This is a genomic window from Sphingomonas sp. LM7 (assembly GCF_002002925.1).
Taxonomy (GTDB): Bacteria; Pseudomonadota; Alphaproteobacteria; order Sphingomonadales; family Sphingomonadaceae; genus Sphingomonas.
In genome coordinates, this window is record NZ_CP019511.1 from 3446723 (window position 1) to 3461730 (window position 15008).

19 protein-coding genes are annotated in these 15008 nt (G+C 66.9%); 4 read left to right on the top strand and 15 right to left on the bottom strand.

Annotated features, from left to right (window positions below):
* The first annotated feature begins 1 nt into the window (after nucleotide 1).
* On the top strand, nucleotides 2–817 hold the full coding sequence (locus tag BXU08_RS16060; RefSeq protein WP_077510966.1) for an aldo/keto reductase: 816 nt from the start codon (nucleotides 2–4) through the stop codon (nucleotides 815–817).
* A 48-nt stretch (nucleotides 818–865) separates the two neighbouring features.
* Here BXU08_RS16060 and BXU08_RS16065 read toward each other — a convergent pair whose 3' ends face one another.
* Both BXU08_RS16065 and BXU08_RS16070 read right to left on the bottom strand, forming a co-directional pair.
* Nucleotides 866–2239, bottom strand: coding sequence for a UdgX family uracil-DNA binding protein (locus BXU08_RS16065; protein WP_077512504.1), 1374 nt, complete (start codon nucleotides 2237–2239; stop codon nucleotides 866–868).
* A 67-nt stretch (nucleotides 2240–2306) separates the two neighbouring features.
* Nucleotides 2307–2669: a VOC family protein gene (locus tag BXU08_RS16070; RefSeq protein ID WP_077510967.1), complete on the bottom strand. Its 363-nt coding sequence runs from the start codon at nucleotides 2667–2669 to the stop codon at nucleotides 2307–2309.
* Between the two features lie 114 nt (nucleotides 2670–2783).
* Here BXU08_RS16070 and BXU08_RS16075 point away from each other — a divergent pair, with 114 nt between their 5' ends.
* Nucleotides 2784–3263, top strand: coding sequence for an Lrp/AsnC family transcriptional regulator (locus tag BXU08_RS16075; protein ID WP_077510968.1), 480 nt, complete (start codon nucleotides 2784–2786; stop codon nucleotides 3261–3263).
* A 2-nt stretch (nucleotides 3264–3265) separates the two neighbouring features.
* On the opposite strand, the gene BXU08_RS16080 is transcribed toward BXU08_RS16075, so the two are convergent.
* Both BXU08_RS16080 and BXU08_RS16085 read right to left on the bottom strand, forming a co-directional pair.
* Nucleotides 3266–3748, bottom strand: coding sequence for a hemerythrin domain-containing protein (locus BXU08_RS16080; protein ID WP_077510969.1), 483 nt, complete (start codon nucleotides 3746–3748; stop codon nucleotides 3266–3268).
* A gap of 62 nt (nucleotides 3749–3810) precedes the next feature.
* A complete protein-coding gene (locus tag BXU08_RS16085; protein ID WP_077510970.1) occupies nucleotides 3811–5061 on the bottom strand; it encodes a putative DNA modification/repair radical SAM protein in 1251 nt (416 codons plus the stop codon).
* Nucleotides 5062–5140: 79 nt separating this feature from the next.
* On the opposite strand from BXU08_RS16085, the gene BXU08_RS16090 reads away from it, so the two are divergent.
* A complete protein-coding gene (locus tag BXU08_RS16090; RefSeq protein WP_077512506.1) occupies nucleotides 5141–6367 on the top strand; it encodes a glycosyltransferase 87 family protein in 1227 nt (408 codons plus the stop codon).
* 156 nt (nucleotides 6368–6523) lie between these two features.
* On the opposite strand, the gene BXU08_RS16095 is transcribed toward BXU08_RS16090, so the two are convergent.
* The 11 genes from BXU08_RS16095 to BXU08_RS16145 form a co-directional block, all read right to left on the bottom strand.
* Entirely contained in the window at nucleotides 6524–6931 is a 408-nt protein-coding gene (locus BXU08_RS16095) for a hypothetical protein (RefSeq protein WP_077510971.1), read from the bottom strand.
* Between the two features lie 51 nt (nucleotides 6932–6982).
* On the bottom strand, nucleotides 6983–7516 hold the full coding sequence (locus BXU08_RS16100; RefSeq protein WP_077510972.1) for a demethoxyubiquinone hydroxylase family protein: 534 nt from the start codon (nucleotides 7514–7516) through the stop codon (nucleotides 6983–6985).
* Nucleotides 7513–7995, bottom strand: coding sequence for a disulfide bond formation protein B (locus BXU08_RS16105; RefSeq protein ID WP_077510973.1), 483 nt, complete (start codon nucleotides 7993–7995; stop codon nucleotides 7513–7515). The genes BXU08_RS16100 and BXU08_RS16105 overlap by 4 nt, the downstream gene beginning before the upstream one ends.
* Before the next feature lie 3 nt (nucleotides 7996–7998).
* Entirely contained in the window at nucleotides 7999–9330 is a 1332-nt protein-coding gene (locus BXU08_RS16110; protein ID WP_077512508.1) for a S41 family peptidase, read from the bottom strand.
* A gap of 65 nt (nucleotides 9331–9395) precedes the next feature.
* Nucleotides 9396–10565: a murein hydrolase activator EnvC gene (locus BXU08_RS16115; protein ID WP_171982546.1), complete on the bottom strand. Its 1170-nt coding sequence runs from the start codon at nucleotides 10563–10565 to the stop codon at nucleotides 9396–9398.
* 3 nt (nucleotides 10566–10568) lie between these two features.
* Nucleotides 10569–10991 carry a 23S rRNA (pseudouridine(1915)-N(3))-methyltransferase RlmH gene (locus BXU08_RS16120; protein WP_077510974.1) on the bottom strand — a complete coding sequence of 141 codons (423 nt, stop codon included), beginning with the start codon at nucleotides 10989–10991 and terminating at the stop codon, nucleotides 10569–10571.
* Nucleotides 10992–11008: 17 nt separating this feature from the next.
* Nucleotides 11009–11320 carry a ribosome silencing factor gene (gene rsfS / locus BXU08_RS16125; RefSeq protein ID WP_077512512.1) on the bottom strand — a complete coding sequence of 104 codons (312 nt, stop codon included), beginning with the start codon at nucleotides 11318–11320 and terminating at the stop codon, nucleotides 11009–11011.
* 78 nt (nucleotides 11321–11398) lie between these two features.
* Nucleotides 11399–12076: a nicotinate-nucleotide adenylyltransferase gene (locus BXU08_RS16130; protein ID WP_290439630.1), complete on the bottom strand. Its 678-nt coding sequence runs from the start codon at nucleotides 12074–12076 to the stop codon at nucleotides 11399–11401.
* Entirely contained in the window at nucleotides 12055–12342 is a 288-nt protein-coding gene (locus tag BXU08_RS20560) for a type II toxin-antitoxin system RelE/ParE family toxin (protein ID WP_077510976.1), read from the bottom strand. The genes BXU08_RS16130 and BXU08_RS20560 overlap by 22 nt, the downstream gene beginning before the upstream one ends.
* Complete coding sequence (locus BXU08_RS16140; RefSeq protein ID WP_077510977.1) at nucleotides 12339–12593, bottom strand: CopG family ribbon-helix-helix protein; 255 nt, start codon at nucleotides 12591–12593, stop codon at nucleotides 12339–12341. The genes BXU08_RS20560 and BXU08_RS16140 overlap by 4 nt, the downstream gene beginning before the upstream one ends.
* Nucleotides 12594–12624: 31 nt before the next feature.
* Nucleotides 12625–13884 (bottom strand): glutamate-5-semialdehyde dehydrogenase, encoded by a 1260-nt coding sequence (locus BXU08_RS16145; RefSeq protein WP_077510978.1) that lies wholly within the window; start codon nucleotides 13882–13884, stop codon nucleotides 12625–12627.
* Nucleotides 13885–13932: 48 nt separating this feature from the next.
* Between BXU08_RS16145 and BXU08_RS16150 the strand changes: the two genes are divergently transcribed.
* On the top strand, nucleotides 13933–14991 hold the full coding sequence (locus BXU08_RS16150) for a DUF3667 domain-containing protein (RefSeq protein WP_077510979.1): 1059 nt from the start codon (nucleotides 13933–13935) through the stop codon (nucleotides 14989–14991).
* Nucleotides 14992–15008: the final 17 nt, after the last annotated feature.

Genomic DNA, 15008 nt, shown 5'->3' on the forward strand with positions numbered 1-15008 from the left:
GATGCCCGCGACTGCCACGCTAGCGATGAACGATGGTCACGCGATCCCCGCGATCGGCTTCGGCACCTATCTGGTTCCCAATGACGATGCCGCCCGGATCACGCGCGAGGCGCTGGAGATCGGCTATGCGCTGGTCGATACCGCGGCATTCTACGGCAACGAGACCGGTGTCGCCGACGGGCTTGGCGGGCGCGACGATATCTTCGTCACCACCAAGCTGTGGCGCGAAAACCTGGGCTATGAGTCGGCGCTGCGCGAATTCGACATCAGCCTCGGCAAGCTCGGGCGGGACAGCGTCGATCTCTATCTGATCCATTGGCCGATGCCATCGCTCGGCGACAAATATGTCGAGACGTGGAAAGCGCTGGTCCGGCTGCGCGAAGAGGGACGCGCCAAGTCGATCGGCGTGTCGAACTTCGGCGCGGACCACTTGCGTGCGATCATCGACGCGACCGGAATTGTCCCTGCAGTGAACCAGGTCGAGCTCCATCCGGGCTTCCAGCAGCGCGATTTGCGCGCGTTCCATGCCGAACACGGCATCCTCACCCAAAGCTGGGCACCGCTCGGGCAGGGGACGATGCTCACCCATCCGGCGATCGTTGCCATCGCCGAGGCCCGCGGCTGTTCGCCTGCGCAAGCAATCCTCGCCTGGCATCTGCACCACGGCCTCGCAGTGATCCCCAAGGCGTCCGCGCGCGAGCGGCTGGCGTCCAACCTCGCCGCGGGCGGGGTGCAGCTGGAAGCAACGGACATCGCGGCGATCGATGCACTCGACGATGCCGGCGGGCGACTGGGTCCGGACCCGGACAAGCTCTAGCCGCGGGTTCCGACGGGCGTAGCTCGAACGGGGGACAATTCGCGAGGACTATCCCAGCGCCTTGGCCGCGCCCTTCAGATCCTCGACGAACGCCGCAAACTCGTCCTCGACGCGGCTCTTGTCGGGCATGCGCAGCAGGAAGCTCGGGTGGATCGTCACCCAGCCGCGTCCGCCCTCGGCCAGCTCGATCGCGCGGCCCCGGGTGCCGCTGATCGTCACCACCTTGCCGAGCATCTGGCGCGCCGCGGTAGCGCCCAGCGCCACGGTCATCTGGGGCTTCACCAGCAGCCGTTCCTGTTCGTACCACCAGCGGCACGCCTGGATCTCGCCGCCATCGGGCTTGGAATGGATGCGGCGCTTGCCGCGCGGCTCAAACTTGAAATGCTTGACCGCGTTGGTGACGTAGACGGTGTCGCGGTCGATTCCCGCCTCACCGATCGCTCTGTCGAACATCTGCCCGGCGGGTCCGACGAACGGTCGCCCGGCCAGGTCCTCCTGGTCGCCCGGCTGCTCGCCGACGAACATCATCCGCGCATCGACCGGGCCTTCGCCGAACACGGTCTGCGTCGCGTGCTTGTAGAGGTGGCAGCGCGTGCATCCCGCCGCTTCGTCGCGCAGCGCTTCCCAGGCGCCTTCGATATTGCCGCCGATCTCGGTCCGCGCCTTTGCTACCATCGCCGTCTCCCGCTGGCGCGCCGTCGCGACCAGCTCCCTGACCAACGCGGTTTCGGGCATGTTTTTCCAATATTTGCGCGGCATCTCCTTGAGCATCATGCCGGTCTTCAGCCGCGCGGGATTGAAGGTCGAGGCGTAATAGGTCTTCCAGACATCCTCGACCGGATCGGCCCCCGGCGCGTCCGCCTTGCTCGCCCCCGGTCCCTCGGCGAGCGTCTCGCCGTCCCAATGCAGCGAGCGTTCGGGGGTCAGGATCGACCAGCGCATGTTGGCGAAACGCTCGACGAAGAAGCGCGCATTGGCGCGAACGATGTGATGTTCGGGCTCAAACCACGCGACATAGCGCGCGCCGACGTCGTCCTCCACCTCGCGGAACCGGACGAAGGCCCGCATCTTGTGGATGTCACGCCGCACCTCCCGAGCCATTCCCTCCAGCCGGCGGACCAGCGGATCGGCCTGATCGTCGGTACGCCGCGAATCGCTTGCCAGCAGCGCGTAGAGCAGGGCGAAGCGCTCGGGGTCGGCATGGAGAACGACCGACTGGGCGAGATCGAGAAAGGCGCGTGGCACCTTGAGCGTGCGGGGCGCGACGGGTGGAGTGATCGCCTCGTCGCCGAACAGGTCGGCGGGTGCATCGCCGACCTGCCAAACGACCTCCGACGCCAGCACCCCCGCCTGGGCGAGCGACCGCGCCGCATCGCGCCAGCCTTCGAAATCATCCTCGTCCGTCAGGGCAACGACGCGCACGCAATCTCCTTCCATCGTCCCGGCGCCTGCCGCGATGCCGGGACGTAACGCGCCGGCGCGATGTTGGTTAGCGCGTCTCGGGCTTGTGGCAGACAAATTCGATCAGCCGCCCGTCGGGGTCGCGCAGATAACCGGCATAATAATCGGGGTGAATATGCGGGGCGAGTCCGGGCGGGCGATCGAGCGTCAGGCGCGCGCCGCGGGCCGCGGCGAAGATCCGATCGACCGTCGCGCGGTCGGGGGCGGTGAAGGCGAGGTGTAGATTTGACGGCTCGCCTTCGACCAGGAAAAGATCGAGTGCGGCGTCGTTTCCAAAGCCTTTCGCGACGCCATCGACCTTCTGGACATAGCCGAGCGGCGCGAGCGCCCTGGAATAGAAGCGCAAACACGCGGCCATGTGCGCAGTGCCGATTTCGATATGGTCGATCATGCAGGTCTCCTCGGGTGTCGGCCGAAGAGATAGCGGCGCCATCCCGCAGGATTTCGGCGCAATGGCGCATCGAAATGCCGGATTCCGGCGCATATCCGCGCTAGAGTGACGGCGATGGCCAAATCCGATCTAGACGCGTTCGACCGCAGGCTGCTCACGCTCGTCCAGCACGACGCGAGCCGCACCGCGGATTCGCTGGCCGAGGAAGTCGGGCTGTCGCCGTCCGCGGTGCTCCGGCGGCTCAAGCGGCTGCGCGACGACGGCGTGATCCTTGCCACCATCGCGGTGGTCGATCCGCGGAAGGCCGGAAAGCCCAATTTCTTCCTCGCCGCGCTCGAGATCGAACGCGAACGGCCCGAGATGATCGCGCGCCTGCGCCAATGGCTGGCGGCCGAGGAATGGATCCAGCAGGTCTATTACGTGACGGGCACGGCCGACTTCATCCTCGTCGTCGTCGCGCCCGATGTCGGTGCGTACGATACGCTGATGAGCCGGCTGATGGTGGACAATCCCAATGTCCGCCGCTTCACCACCAATGTGGCGCTCGGCGTCGGCAAGCGCAGCCTGTTCGTACCAGTCGATCCGGCCGACTGAGCCTATTCGCGCTCGTCGCCCGGCGGATGCGCCTCGGCGCGCTCCAGTTCCTTGGGCTTGCGCTCCTCGAACACTTCGCCGAGCTTTTCCTCCTCGGCATCCGACAGGCGCTTGGAAGCGGCGGGGAACATGTCTTCCTCTTCCTCGTCGATATGATGCTCGTAGCGGTGGCGCATCTCTTCGAACTTCTCGTCCCATTCGGGCGAGCCGAATTCGAGCTCCAGCAATTCGCCGAGGAAGTCATCGACTTCCTTGTGCTCGGACACCGAATGGCGGGCATCCTCGCGGAGCTCGGGATCGGCGAGCATCTTGGCGTAGAGCGATTCCTCCTCGGCGGCGGCATGCGCCTGGAGCTCGAGGCGCAGCGTCTCGAACGCGCCGCGGCGCGGTTCGCCGGCGCCCTTGTCCTCGCCGACCTGCTTGAGCAGCACGCGCTGCCGGTCGTGATCGGCCTTGAGGTCTTCGAAGATGCGAGCGTCGGCCATGGAATGTCTCCTTGCTCGCCCCAACGGCGGCGGCAGGGCGCGGTTTCACCCGCGAATCATTCTCATGCCGCGAACAGTTCGAGCTGCTCGCGCTTCGGCGCGACGAATGGGCGCAGATCGGCGCGATCGGCCAGCGTCACCGGGCGCCAATCCTCGGCGACAAGGAACGGGCGGACTTTCTTGATCGAGGCCGTCAGCCGCGCGACATCGGCGAGCCGCAGCCGGCGCCAGCGCCGCGTGGCGAGGATCGCGTCGACTGCCTTCACCCCGAGCCCCGGCACGCGCAGCAGCGCCTCACGCGGGGCCCGATTGACATCGACCGGGAAGCGATCGCGGAACTTGAGCGCCCAGGCGAGCTTGGGATCGATGTCGAGCGGAAGCATGCCGGTGGCGGCGTCGGCGGCGTCGGCAACTTCCTTTGGTTGGTAGTCGTAGAAACGCATCAGCCAGTCCGACTGGTAGAGCCGGTGCTCGCGCATCAGCGGCGGGCGCTGGAGCGGCAGCACCGCGCTGGCATCGGGGATCGGACTGAACGCCGAATAATAGACGCGGCGCAGCGCGAAGCGGTCGTAGAGCCCGGCGGCCCGCGTGATGATGTCGCCATCAGTTGCGGCATCGGCACCGACGATCATCTGAGTCGATTGACCTGCGGGCGCGAACTTCGGCGCGGACTTGAAGCGCTTGCTGGCATCGACGGTATCGTCGATCGCACCACGAACGTCGCGCATCGCCCCTTCGATACGAGTCGCTGATTTCTCGGGCGCCAGCCGCGTCAGTCCGGCGACGGTGGGCAGCTCGACATTGATCGAGACTCGATCGGCATAGAGTCCGGCCTGGTGGACCAGCTCGGGATCGGCATCGGGAATCGTCTTGAGGTGGATATAGCCGCGGAAATTATGCTCCTCGCGCAGCAGCTGCGCAACTCGGACGATCTGCTCCATCGTATAGTTGGACGAGGCGATGATCCCCGAGGAGAGGAACAGCCCCTCGATATAGTTGCGCTTGTAGAAGCTCAGCGTGAGATCGACGACTTCCTCGGGCGTGAAGCGCGCGCGCCGGACGTTCGAGCTCTTGCGGTTGATGCAATAATGGCAGTCGAAGATGCAGCTGTTGGTCAGCAGGATCTTGAGCAGGCTGATGCAGCGGCCGTCGGGGGCATAGGCGTGGCAGATGCCCATGCCGCCATCGGTGGATCCCATTCCCTTGCCGCCGGTCGAGTTGCGCTTGACCGAACCGGACGAGGCGCAGGACGCATCGTACTTCGCTGCATCTGCAAGGATCGCCAGCTTCGCGCGCAGGTCCAATTGTGCCATGTGTTCATACTATGTTCTTGTAATGGCTGAGTCCAGCGGCATGTGGACCCGGTCGCCCGCGCGCGATAAGCAGCGCGGCATGGGCTGGGCTTTTCCGCGGGACGTGAACTGGCGCATCGCCGCGCTCTGGCTGGCGCTGGCCGCCACCTGCAGTGCGGGCTGGCTGTTCAAGGGCCATTGCGTGCCCGGCGGCTGGACCAATGCCGAGCAATATACCACCGGCTGCTACAATGATGTGATGCCTTTCTGGCATGGACGCGAAGTGGCCGACGGCAAGGTGCCGTACTTCCAGACGCGGATGGAATATCCGGTGCTGACGGGCGCGCAGATCTGGGCCGAAGGCGGGGTGACGCGGCTGTTGTTCGGGCATCGCGCGCGCGACTTTCATTTCCTGGGCGTGGTGGTGATCGCCAATGCGCTGCTCGCCGCGCTGATCCTCAAGCTGTTCCTGCACGCGGGCATGGACGAGCGGCGGCTGTGGGGCTGGGCGCTGGCGCCGCCCTTGGTGCTGTATCTCGGGCATAATTGGGATCTTGGCGCGACGGCGCTGGCGGTGGGCGCGATGCTGCTGGCGCGGGAGGGCAGGCTGGTGCCCGCCGCCGCCGCGGCGGGGCTCGGCACGGCGGCCAAGCTGTTCCCGGTGCTCGCGCTGCCCCTGATCGGACTGAGTGCGCTGTTCGGCGACGCCCGGCCGTGGCGCGAGCGACTGCTGCGCGCGATTGCCCTGTCGGCGGCCGCGATCGGGGCATGGGCGCTGGTAAATCTGCCGGTGGCGCTGTTCGCATCGGAGAATTGGAGCGAATTCTACCGTTTTTCGCAGGAGCGGCAGGGGACTGCCGGTGCGACTTGGGACGTGCTGGCGAACATGGGCTGGTGGTTTACCTGGATCGACGAGCGCAACCGCTATGCCGCGATCGCCTTCGTCCTCGGCTTTGCGCTGATCGTCGGGTTCGGCTGGCGCCGGCACCGAACGCACCTGTGGGTGCTGCTCACCCCGGTGCTTGCCTGGTTCATGCTCACCAACAAGGTCTATTCGCCGCAATTCGACCTGTGGCTCTATCCGCTGCTGCTGATGACTGCGCCGCGGCTATGGCCGGTGGCGCTGTTCGTGTTGGGCGACATCGCCGCGTTCTTCGCCGAATTCTGGTGGTTCGCCGGCATGGAAGGCGGGTGGCCGGCGGCGACCCCTACGCATATCGCACTCGCCGCGGGCGTGCGCGCCGCGACAATGCTGTGGATCATCGGGGAATGCGTGCTGCGCAGGCCGCCGGAATGGCTGGTGCAGCGTAAGGCCGCTTCGCTATAAACTTCCCTATCTGAAAGGGAGGGGCGGGGGTGGTGCGCGTCTGCGCGCTCAAAAGACTCGCCGCCAAGCATCGAAGCGCCGGTCAGGGCATCCAGCCCTGCTCCGGCACTGAACCACCCCTAACCCCTCCCTTGCAGGGAGGGGAAAAGGGAGGGTTCAGGGCAGCGGCAGGTCGGTCTGTTCGTCGCGGCGGGCGTTGGATTCGGCGCGGGCGCGGGTGGCGTTGCGGACGAAGCAGCCGGTCGAGCCGCTGGCGCCGACCGTCGAGCAACTGCCGGTGCCCATCCGGCCCGCGTCGAGCGCGTCCTCGGAACGGACAGCCCAGCTCTCGGTCGCCTGCGGGCGGCCGGTCTGGTCACGCAGCGTCTGCGGGATCCGGAAGCGTTCGGCTTCGTCGAGCCGCTGGCAGACGACGATTTCCTCGCCATTGTCGTTGGTCGGGCATTTGTCGTTGCCATAAATGAGCAGCACGCCGTTCTGCGCGGCATTCTGCGCCTGCGCCGCGACTGGCATCAGCAAGGGGGCGGCGGCGAGTCCCGCCACGATCACGATCCGCTTGAGCATCTTGCCTTCTCCTCGCGATAGTCCTGGCGTCTCAACGCTCGACCCGGCCTGTCATATCCGTTTCGAGATCGCAATGGCGGCACGGCAGCCCAGCCGGATCAATCCGGACAGTAGCGGATAGCCGACGGCGCTCTCCGCGCCATGTGCCAGCGCAGTGTCGCGATGCTCGAGTTCCTCCTCGCGAAACTCGGCGACGGCGTGGCTGAGTTCGGTGTCGCTCTCGCCCAGCTCGGCGAGCTGGCGCTGGTAATGCAAGTCGATCTCGGTCTCGACCGCAGCGGTGCACGCCATTGCCGCTGCCGGGCCGATCGCGGCGGTGGCGGCGCCCAGCGCAAAGCCGGCGACGTCCCAGAAGGGCTGGAGCGCGGTCGGGCGGACGCCGCGGCGCGCGATCATGCCGTCGAAAAAGGCGCGGTGGCGCTCTTCCTGGTTGGCCATGCCGTTGATCGTCCGCGCCGCGGGGGTGCGATCCCCCATCACCGCGAGCTGGCCGGCATAGATGCGCGTCGCGCCATATTCACCGGCCTGATCGACGCGGATCATCGCGTGCATGCCCTCGCGGCGGTCGCCGGGCTTCCAGCTCATCGACGGGCCTTGCGCGGCGCCAGCGCGAAGATCGCCACTGCCCCGCCCAGCGAGAGGATCGCGTTGAAGCCCGCGAGGCTGATTCCGAAGAGCGTCCATTGCGGTACGTCACAACGCACGATCGGGCGGCGAAGTGCCTGGGTGAGCAAGTCCATCGCATCGCCATGACCGACGGGCGCGGTGCAGGCCGTAATCCCCTGCCACCAATGATATTCGACGCCGGCGTGGAACACCCCGATCGTCCCGCTGACCGCGATGAGGATCGCGGCGAACAGCACGAACAGCATCTTCACCGGCCGCGACACCGGCGCGAAGGCGAGCAAGGCTATCGGAATCGCGGCATAATGCGGCCAGCGCTGCCAATGGCACATCTCGCACGGCACCAGCCCGAACAGCTGCGAGCCCCATGCCCCGGCGAGCAGCGCCGCGGGGAGCAGGAGCGCGATCCAACGCGCGGTGCGGAGCCCGTCGCTGCGCATCGATCAGCGACCCTTGGTCGCGACCTGGGGCTTGCCGCCCGACCGGACGATGGTCTGCAGCGCATAATGGAGCTGGAAGTCCTCGATGCCCTTCTTCTTGAGCTCCTCGGGCGTCGCGGCGAAGCGCGGATCGGTGCGCGCATCGTCCTCGAGCGTCGCGTCGTCGACCTTCTCGGCGTTGATCAGATGCTTGCGCAGGTCCGCCTCGCGGATCACCGTGCGGTCCTTGTAATCGGGATCGGAGATCTGCGGGACGAGCAGGTCGGGCTTGATCCCGCCTTCCTGCACCGAATGGCCCGAGGGGGTGAAATAGCGCGCAGTGGTGAGGCGCAATGCCGCGCGCGCGCCCATCGGCAGGATCGTCTGGACCGAACCCTTGCCGAAGCTGCGCACGCCCATCACCAGCCCGCGATGATGATCCTGGATCGCCCCTGCAACGATCTCCGAAGCCGAAGCCGTACCCGAATCGACCAGCACGATCACCGGCAGGCCACGGGCGAGATCGCCCGGCACCATCGATTCGGCATAATAGCGCTCGATATCGCCCTTCTCGCGGCCGCGCTGCGAGACGATCTCGCCATGGCCGAGGAACACGTCGGAGACTGCGATCGCCTCGCTCAGCAGCCCGCCGCCGTTTTCGCGAAGATCGACGACATAGCCGAGCGGCTTGTGGCCCAGCTGCTTGTCGATCCCCTGGATCGCCTTGATCGTGTCGGCGCCGGTCTGCGCAGTGAAGGTGTTGATGTTGATATAGCCGACGCCGTCCTTGACTTCCCACTTCACCGGCTTCTGCACGATGATCTCGCGCACCATGCCGATCTGCAGCGGCTTGTCCGCGCCGGGGCGGACGATCGTCAGGTTGATCTTGGTGCCCGGCTGGCCGCGCATCTGCTCGATCGCCTCGTCCAGGCTGCCGCCGACGATGAACTTGCCGTCGATATGGGTGATGAAGTCGCCCGACTTGATGCCGGCGCGGGCCGCAGGCGTATCCTCGGTCGGCGCGATCACCTTCACTGCGCCGTTTTCCTGCGTCACGGTGAGACCCAGGCCGCCGTAATTGCCCTCGGTCTGGATCTTGAGGTTGTCGAAGTCGAGCCCGTCGGCGAAGCTGGAATGCGGATCGAGCGCGGCGAGCATGCCCTGGATCGCGCCCTTCATCAGCGTCTTGTCGTCGACCTTGTCGACATAGTTCGCCTTCACCTGGTTGTAGACTTCCATGAAGGTGTCCAGCTCGCGATAGCTGTTCGTATCGACACCCGCCATCGCGCCGGAGGCGACAGGGACGAGCGCGAGCGCGCTGACGGCGGCGGTGACCTGGAGAAGCGGACGAAGCATCATGCGACTTTCGACGGGAGCAAGCATACTGATTTAATGCAGGATAACGGCTTTTACACGGCCTGTCAGTTGAGCATTTGTGCGAGGTCCATCGGCTGGCCCCGGCGGCGCAGCTCGATCGTGACTCGCGGCTCGCCGCCGGCCCAGGCGCGGCCGATGACCTGGCCCTGCGCCACCGGATCGCCGACGCGCACCGCCAGCCCGCCCAGCCCGGCAACGAGCGAGGTCCAGCCCTCGCCATGATCGACGATGACGACGCCGCCATAGCCGCGGAATGGCCCTGCATAGACGATGCGCCCCGCGGCAGGCGCGACGACGCGCGCATTGATGCCCGTCGCCAGGGTGAGCCCGCGCGCGCGGACGCCGGTGGCGGAAAGCTCGCCGAGCCCGGTGACGATCTGGCCGGCGACCGGCAGGCGGTAGGCGGGCAAGTGCGCAGGTGCGGCGGGCGATTCGGTGTCCGGGCGCGGCAGCGGGCCGGGCAAGGCGAGCAACTCGCGCTGGACCTGGCTGGCTTCGCCTTGCGACTGCATCTGGTCGACGATGTCGCGGGCGCGTTCGCCGAGCGCGAGCGCGCGGTCCGATTCAACCAGCGCGCTGCGGCCTAGCGCCTGCGAGCGTGCGCGGTGCGTCGCCTCCAGCTGGACCAGCGCGATGCGCTCGCTCTCCAGCCGGGCACGGCTCTCGCGCAGGCTGGCCACGGCGCTGCCGGCATTGGCGCGCAGTTGCTGCACGCGGGCCAGTTCGGCGCGGACGGCGTTGGTGCGCCGCTCGACGATCGGCAGCGTGGTGCCGAGCACGGCGCGGACATGGACCATGTCCTCGGTCGAGCCGGGCTGGACGAGCCCGAGCACCGGCGGGCGACGCGCCATCGATTGCAGCGCCGCGATCAGCCGGACGATCGGGCCCTGCCGCTCGGCGACTTCGGTGCGCTGTGCCGCGAGGAGTCGATCGACGATGGCGATCCGCGCCTCGGCAGCGAGAATATCGGCTTCAGCCATTTTGATCCGTTCGGCGGCGGCGGCCTCCTGCGCGCGGGCCTGTGCCGCACGGTCGCGCTCGTTGGTCGCGGCCGCCTCCAGCGCACGGGCACGGGCTTCGGCGGCGTTGGAGGCGGCGGTGGCGGATTTTAGCCGGGCCTGCTGCTCGCGCATCTCCTGCGCGCCGGCCATCCCGCCCGCGGCGAGCATCGCCAGCAGCGTGGCAGCAGTGATGATGCTCCGCACGGGTCCCATGGCTCAGCCCTCGCGGTGATAGGGATGGTTGGCAAGGATCGAGGTGGCGCGCCACAATTGCTCGGCGAGCATCGCGCGCGCCATCAGATGCGGCCAGGTCGCGCGGCCGAAGGAAATCAGCAAGTCGGCCTCGGCGCGCTGAGCGTCGTCGAAGCCGTCCGCGGCGCCGATCAGGAATCGCGTTTCGCGAATGCCGTCGTCGCGCCATTTGCCGAGCCGCTCGGCCAGCACGCGCGAGGGCAAATTCTCCCCCGTCTCGTCGAGCATGACGAGACGCGTGGCGCCGCTACGCTCGGGAAGCTTGCCGCCGGCATCGGGAAGCTCGGTGATTCGCGTCGGCCACGCGACGCGCTTCAGATAGCGTTCGACCAGCTCCGCCTCGGGCCCGCGGCCGATGCGCCCGCGCGCCACGATATGGAGCAGCATGGGCTGCCCTCAGCCGCTCAGGCCTGGCCCGCATTTTCCCCGAACGACCACATGCGCTCGAGATTGTAGAAGGTGCGCACTTCGGGCCGGAACAGGTGGACGATGACGTCGCCGGCATCGATCAGCACCCAATCGGCAGTGGGCAGACCCTCGATGCGGGGCGACCGGCCGAACTCGGCCTTGATCTTCTCGGCGAGCTTGGTCGCCATCGAGGCGACCTGGCGAGTCGAGCGGCCCGAGGCCACGACCATGTAATCGGCGATGCTGCTCTTGCCGGCGAGCGGGATCGAGACGGTTTCCACCGCCTGATCGTCGTCGAGCGAAGCCATCACGAGTGCGTGCAGTGCCTCGACGCCATCGGCGCCGGGTCCGCGCAGCACATTGGGGGAAGTTACCAAGTCAGTTCCTCAGGGTTGCAACAAGTCTGTGCGCGATGGTGGAGACGGCCCCGGCGGCACCGATACGGATATCGGACGCGCGCTCGAATAGCGCCGGTGCCAGGCAGGGTCGGCGGCGCGGATGCGAGTCGCCGAAGTCGGATCGGGGCGAAAGCGCAGCAGCACGAGGGCCGGCAATCTCCAACACGTCCATTTCTTCGCCTGGCCTGCGGGCCGCACAGCGCGCCGCAGCCAACTCATCGCAGGACTTGCGTGAGCCCGGGCATCATAGCCCGGACGGGCAATCACCGCAATCGGAACCTGCCGGGCGATCGTCCGCCACGCGTGCCACTGGTCGAACTGCGCAAGATTGTCCGCGCCCATCAGCCAAATGAAGCGGTGTTTGGGGTAGAGACGGGGAAGCCTGGCGAGCGTGTCGGCAGTGTAACGGGTGCGTAGCCGCGCCTCGATGTCGCTAACCCGAATCGGTGCGTGACGGGCCATCTTTCGGGCGGAAGCGAGCCGGGCGGCGTAAGACGCCATGCCCTTGTCGGGCTTGAGCGGGTTGCCCGGCGAAACCAGCCACCATACTTCGTCGAGTCCCAGCGCGCGGATCGCATGGAGGGAGAGCTTCCGGTGCCCGCGATGCGCCGGATTAAACGAACCGCCGAGGAGACCGATGCGTTTCATCGCCCGCGCGGCCGCCAATTGCGGGTGGCGTGGATGAGCCTGACGATGTCGACCCCTGTTTTGGTGATCCGATACAGCAGGACATAGTCCGTCTGATGCACGCGCCACTTTCGGACTGCGCCGTCGAGGACGGGCCCAGCGCCGGGGTTCTCTGTCAGAAAGCGCGCCGCGGCGAGCGCCGCACGCCCAACACGATATGCATAGTCGGGTCTCAGCTGGGAAAATTCGTTATCCAGCGCCGAAAAGTCGTCCTGCGCTGCTGGCGTCCACCGTGCGCGATTCATTCCGAAGCGGCTTGCCTGTGCCGCGCTTCGAACCAGGCTTCCATATCCTCCTGGCTGATCAGCTCACCGCGATCCGCCGCATCCACGCCCTGCTGGACAAAAGCGCGAAACTCCAACTCCTCATCGACATAACGCTGCACTGCCTTGGCGACGATCCACGCACGCGATCGATCGAGCATCGTCGAAAGCTGGTCCAGTTTCGCCAAGGCGTCAGTATCGAGACGCGCCGTTATGACTGCAGATTTGGTCATGCAACGAATGTATACATCCGTTGCAAGGCAATCAAGGCCGCGCCTGGCCGGTTCCGCGGACTACCCATTTATACGTCGTCAGCCCTTCGAGCGCGACAGGGCCGCGGGCGTGGAGGCGGCCGGTGGAGATACCGATCTCGGCGCCGAGGCCGAACTCGCCACCATCGGCGAACTGAGTCGAGGCGTTCCACATCACGATCGCGCTGTCGACTTCCGCCAGGAAGCGTTCGGCCGTCGCGGCGTCTTCGGTTACGATCGCATCGGTGTGGCGCGATCCGTGTGCGGCGATGTGCGCCATCGCCTCGTCCACGCCATCGACCAGCTTTACCGAGAGAATCGCGTCGAGATATTCGGTGTCCCAATCCTCGGCGGCGGCTTGCGCGACGCGCGAGTCGATCGCGCGGACTTCGGCGTCGCCGCGCAGCTCGCAGCCGGCCTCGGCGAGCGCCGCGAGCACCGGCGCGGGATCGGCGAAACTGCGGTTGATCAGTAAGGTTTCGGTGGCGCCGCAGATGCCGGTACGGCGCATCTTGGCGTTCAGTGCCAAATCGCGTGCCATCGCCGGATCGGCGGCGCGATCGATATAGGTGTGGTTGAGCCCGTCGAGATGCGCGAGCACGGGTACGCGCGCCTCGGCCTGGACGCGGGCGACGAGGCTCTTGCCGCCCCGCGGAACGATCATGTCGATCGCGCCCTCGGCGGTGAGCATCGCGCCGACCGCGGCACGATCGGTGACGGGAACGAGCTGGATCGCGTCGGCGGGCATGCCGCCCGCCTCCAGCCCGTTCGCCAGCGCGGCATGGATCGCGCGGTTGCTGCGTATCGCTTCGGAGCCACCACGCAGGATCGCGGCATTGCCCGACATCGCACAGAGCGCGCCGGCATCAGCGGTGACGTTGGGGCGGCTCTCGTAGATGATGCCAATCACGCCGATCGGGATCCGGACGCGGGTGAGCACCAGCCCGTTGGGACGGTCAACGCGCTCGATCACCTTACCCACCGGATCCTCGAGCCGGGCGACGGCTTCCACGCCGGCGGCAGTGGCTTCCACGCGGCCCGCATCGAGCCGAAGCCGGTCGAGCAGCGCGCCCGACATCCCCGAAGCTTCTGCGGCGGCCATGTCCTGCGCATTGGCGGCGACAATCGCGTCGCTCGCATCGCGAATCGCCTGCGCGGCGAAGAGCAGTGCGCGGCTTTTGTCGGCGCTGGTCATCCCGGCGAGGCGGCGAGCGGCGACGCGGGCGCGCGCGGCCATATCTGCGATCAATGCGAAGGTTTCGGCGTCGGCCATGCTGCACCCGCTAGCACGCCGCGCAGCAAGCTGATAGATCGTCGGCGCATGGGGGAATTCGAAGCAGCCGGCGAGCTCGTCACCGGGGGATTGCTTGGCCGCGCGGTCGAGCCGCGGGCGGGCGAGGGCCACGGCCACGAGGCGATGTGCCTCAATTGCGGGACAGCGCTGATCGGCTCGCATTGCCATCAATGCGGGCAGGCAGGGCACGTCCACCGCTCGCTCCATGCGATCGGGCACGAGATCGTCCACGGCGTGTTCCATTTCGAAGGCAAGTTCTGGCGCACCTTGCCGCTGCTCGCCTGGCGGCCGGGGGACCTCACGCGGCGCTACATCGCGGGCGAGCGCGCGCGCTTCGTTTCGCCGATGGCGATCTTCCTGTTCTCGATCTTCGCAATGTTCGCGGTCTTTTCCTGGGCAGGGCTGTCGCCGCCCACCGACCTGCGCTCGGGCGGGCCCCAGGCGCAGATCGAGGCGGCGCGCAAGGAACTGATCGAGCGCCGCGACGACACGCTCCAAAAGCTTCGCAAGCATCCGGCCGGCGACGCCGACCATGCCCGATTGCAGTCGCGGCTGTCGGAGATCGAGGGGACGCTCAAACAGATCCCGACCTTCGAGCACGACACCAAGGCGGCGGAGGACGAAGGCTTCCGCGCCGCCACACGGATCAGCGGCTGGCCGCTGCTCGATCACGGCATCGAGAAGTGGAAGAAGAATCCGTCGCTGATGCTCTACAAGCTCCAGTCGAGCGTCTACAAATTCTCGTGGCTGCTGATCCCGCTGTCGTTGCCCTTCGTATGGCTGCTGTTCTTCTGGAAGCGCGAATACAAGCTCTACGACCACGCGATTTTCATCACCTATTCGATCGCGTTCATGTCGCTGTTGTTCATCGCGATCACGGTGGCGGCGGCGCTGGGCGTCTCGGCAGGCTGGCTGACCGCGGCGGCGCTGCTGATCCCGTTCGTCCATATCACCCGCCAGCTCAAGCAGGCCTATCGGCTGCGCTGGTGGTCGGCGGTGCTGCGCGCGTTCGTGCTGACCCACTTCATCTCGGTCGTGGTGACGATGTTCCTGCTCATCCTGCTGGCGATGGGGATGACCGGCTGAAATCCGGCGTGTCGGGA